Annotated in this window: 3 protein-coding genes; 1 reads left to right on the forward strand and 2 read right to left on the reverse strand. The window is 65.7% G+C overall.

Annotation, left to right across the window (positions count from 1 at the left end; genetic code table 11):
* On the reverse strand, positions 1 to 1575 hold a 1575-nt coding region (locus tag O2807_13575), incomplete at its 3' end, for a molybdopterin-dependent oxidoreductase (GenBank protein MDA1001532.1).
* Between the two features lie 13 nt (positions 1576 to 1588).
* On the reverse strand, positions 1589 to 3094 hold the full coding sequence (gene nrfD / locus O2807_13580; GenBank protein ID MDA1001533.1) for a polysulfide reductase NrfD: 1506 nt from the start codon (positions 3092 to 3094) through the stop codon (positions 1589 to 1591).
* 267 nt (positions 3095 to 3361) lie between these two features.
* Here nrfD and O2807_13585 point away from each other — a divergent pair.
* The coding region (locus O2807_13585; GenBank protein ID MDA1001534.1) for a hypothetical protein at positions 3362 to 3543 on the forward strand (182 nt) is incomplete at its 3' end.

The following is a 3543-nucleotide window of genomic DNA, read 5'->3' on the forward strand; positions in this document are numbered from 1 at the left end:
GGTGGCGATGCCCATCGGGAGGATGTAGTCCGCAAACCAGGCGGTTTCGTTCCAGGTGGGCGTCAGCGCCACGTGGCAGCCCATCTGCGCGTGATCCTTGAGCATCTCGATCCACATGAAGCCGTCCGGGTTCGTCCAGACCGGGTTGTAGACGCGGGTGAAGTAGGTGTCCACCTTGTGGCCCTTGTCCTTCATCAGATGGGGCATGAGGAAGCTCATCTCGAAGAAGGCGAGGGGGTACTCCCGCGGGTAGAGCAGCTCGTTCCAGTGGCCGGGGCCGGGGGCGGGGTTCGGATGGGCCGGGGTGAACTTTTGCCAGCTGGCCAGATGGGTCCCGCCCACGGTGCCGACCGCGCCCGTGAGGGCGGGGAGAAAGTGCAGGCAGCGGGCGATCTGCCAGCCGTGGAGGTTGCCCGTGGCCGCGGCGCGCCAGACGTGGACGCAGAGCCGGCTCCCGGCCCGGGCCACGACCTGCGCCACCTCGGCGATCTGCGCGGCCGGAACGCCGGTTTCCTCCTCGGCATAGGCGAAGGTGAATCCGGCGTACTCTTCTTTCAGCCGCGCGATGAAGTTCTCGAAGGTGGCCTCATCCTGCGGGTGGGCGGCCTTCATGTATTCGTGCCAGTTGAACCACTCCTCGACGAACCCCGCGTCGAACTGTCCGGTGTCGAGCAGGTAGCGCGCGATGGCGAGAAGAATCGCCCCCTCGGTGCCGCTGTAGGCGGGCAGCCAGTGATCGGCTTTCGCCGCCGTGTTTGAAAGCCGGGGGTCGATGACGATGAGCTTGGCGCCGTTCGCCAGCGCCTCGATGATCCGCTGGGCCGAGGGGTTGTAGTAGTGGCCGGTGTCGAGGTGGCTGCTGATGAGGAGGATGGCGTCGGCGTTCGTGAAGTCGGGCGAGGGCCGGTCCCCGCCGTTCCAGAGGAACTGCCCGATCCGGGCCGAGGAGCTGCACACGTTCGTGTGGCTGTTGTGGCCGTCCACCCCCCAGGCGGCCAGGGTGCGGAACATGAAGCCGTCCTCGCCCGGGCGGCCGACGTGGTAGATGATCTCGTCCCGGCGCTCCTCCTCGATGGCCTTGCGGATGCGCCCGGCGATGTCGTCGAGGGCCGCATCCCAGCTCACGCGCTCCCATTTCCCCTCGCCGCGCTCGCCCGCGCGCTTGAGGGGGTAAAGGATCCGGTCGGGATCGTAGATCTGGTTCAGCGTCACCCAGCCCTTCGCGCAGTTGCGCCCTCTGGATGCGGGATGGAGGGGGTTGCCCTCGATCTTGCGGATCTTCATGTCATCCTTGTCCACGTAGGCCAGAAGGCCGCAGCCCGCCTCGCAGTTGAAGCAGAGGGTGGGGACGAGCATGTAGTTGCGCCGCACCTTCTCGGGCCACCGCTGGCTTTCGTACTCCTGCCAGTCGTCCCACTTTTCGGGTGGAGGGTAGGCCGAGAGCGCTTCGCTCTGGTGGGTGTGGTTCTGCAGCCCGGCCGGCGCCGCGGGCGGCGCCTTGACGAGAAGGTCGGGCCGCCCCAGCTGGGCGATGTCCCGGGCGCCGCGGCCCGCCTGCAGATGTTTCGATACCATCGCTCTTTTGCTCCTAGGAAAGGGGAACGGCCTGCCCGGCCTCCACCCAGATGCGATCCCAGTAATAGGCCCCGATGACGCCGGGGATCCCCGCGAGCCAGCCCCCGCCCGCCCCGAGCCAGAGGAGAAGCAGGAGGGGAAGGGCGCACCCCAGCCCCAGCGCGCCCCACCAGAAATCCCCGCCGCTCCGCACGATCGCGACCGCCCGCTCGTGGGCGGGCGAGCCGGAGCGGTGGATCAGTGTGGCGAAGATGAGGATCAGGAAATGGAGAGCCAGCGCACCGCCGAGCACGCCACTGAGAAGACCGACGGCCGCGCTCTTTTCGGCGATGGGGAAGAGGGCGGCGAAGAAGAGGATCGCCGCCGCGCCCTTCACGGCGGATTGGGCGGCGATGTCCAGCGTGTTTTCGCTTCCCTTCCACAGATCGCGGGCCGAGGCCTGGGCGAAGAAAAAGCCGGTGTAGATCGAGGCCAGCACCCCGGAGAGGACGCCCGGCCAGAGGAGCGCGCGCATCCAGCCCGCCGCGCCGAGGAGCGCGGCCAGCACCCAGAGCGCGATGAGGATGCTGTTCACCAGGATGAAGTAGGTGCCCCACGTCATCCAGCTTTTCATGTTGGGCCGGATGAGGATGTAGTAGAAGCGCTCGGGGCGCTTCAGATCGAGAATCAGCAGGACGCCCGTCGCCGCGAGGAGAAAACCGCTCAGCACCGGCATCCAGATAGTGAAGAGCGCGCTCGTGAAGCCCATGCGCCACATCAGCAGGCTGAGGACGAACAGGCCCGTGCTCATCCCCTTGCTCATCAGGTAGCCGATGATGTTCGCCCCCCAGGGGATCGTGTGAAAGGTGTTGTAGGTGGTGCGGCTCTCCCCGCGCCGGTTCTCCCACGCGGGGATGGCCCCTTTCGCCTGGGCGTCCATCTCGCCCTGCGGGTAGAGCCCCGATTGGGCGGGCACGGTCGGGTCGAGGGTCTGCCGGCTGCCTTCGAGATAGTAGATGTTGGGGCCGGTACCGTATTCTTCCTTGCGGACCGAGACCGGATCGCGGGCGATGCGGCGCGAGAGGTTCGACTCCGCATCGTCGATATCGCCGAAGATGCGGCACTGGGTCGGGCAGACGACCACGCAGGCGGGCTCGAGCCCCGCTTCGAGGCGGTTCGCGCAGAAGTTGCATTTTTCCGCCGTCGCGGTGTCCGGATCGATGAAGAGCTGGTCGTAGGGGCAGGCCGCGATGCAGGACTTGCAGCCGATGCACCAGTCCGGATCGAGATCCACGATGCCGTCCGCCCGGCGGAAGAGGGCCCGGGTCGGGCAGATGTTCTGGCAGGGGGCGTCGTCGCACTGGTTGCACAGAACGGGGAGGAACTCGCGGCGGGTGTGGGGGAAATAACCTTTTTCAACTTCCTTCACCCAGCACCGCCACACCCCGATGGGGATGTGGTGTTCTGACTTGCAGGCGATGGTGCAGGCATGGCAGCCGATGCAGGACTGAAGATCAATCGCCATGGCCAGTTTGGTCATTGCGTCCGGGTTTCCCTCTGTTTTCTGCGTCCGGCAGAAGGGCGGATGGATGGGCACTCCCCCCGCCCGCTCCGGTGGATGATGCACCGGATAAAATGGCGGAGATGCGGAGTATCCGTTTGATGCGCTGTACGCGTTTTCAGAGCTCGTCCAAGCCTGATTGTTGATAAAGACGCTAGCCTTTCGCGCGGGCGGGTGTCAATCTGAGTTCGAAATTTTTACTTCGGATTTGTTTGTCTTTTGTCTTTTCGAAGAGCGGCCGCGAAGATGAAAAACACGAATTCCATCTGGCGGGCGGCCCCGGCGCGGTGCCTCACCCTCGGGCGCTTTGCGGCCATCCCCTTGTTTCTCTGGATGTTTGTTCTGACGGTCCAAGAGGGCAGCGCGGCGGCGCGCGGCTACCTTCTGGCCCTCTATCTCTATGCCGCGCTCTCGGATCTGCTGGATGG

The sequence above is a fragment of the bacterium genome (assembly GCA_027622355.1).
Lineage (GTDB): Bacteria > UBA8248 > UBA8248 > UBA8248 > UBA8248 > JAQBZT01.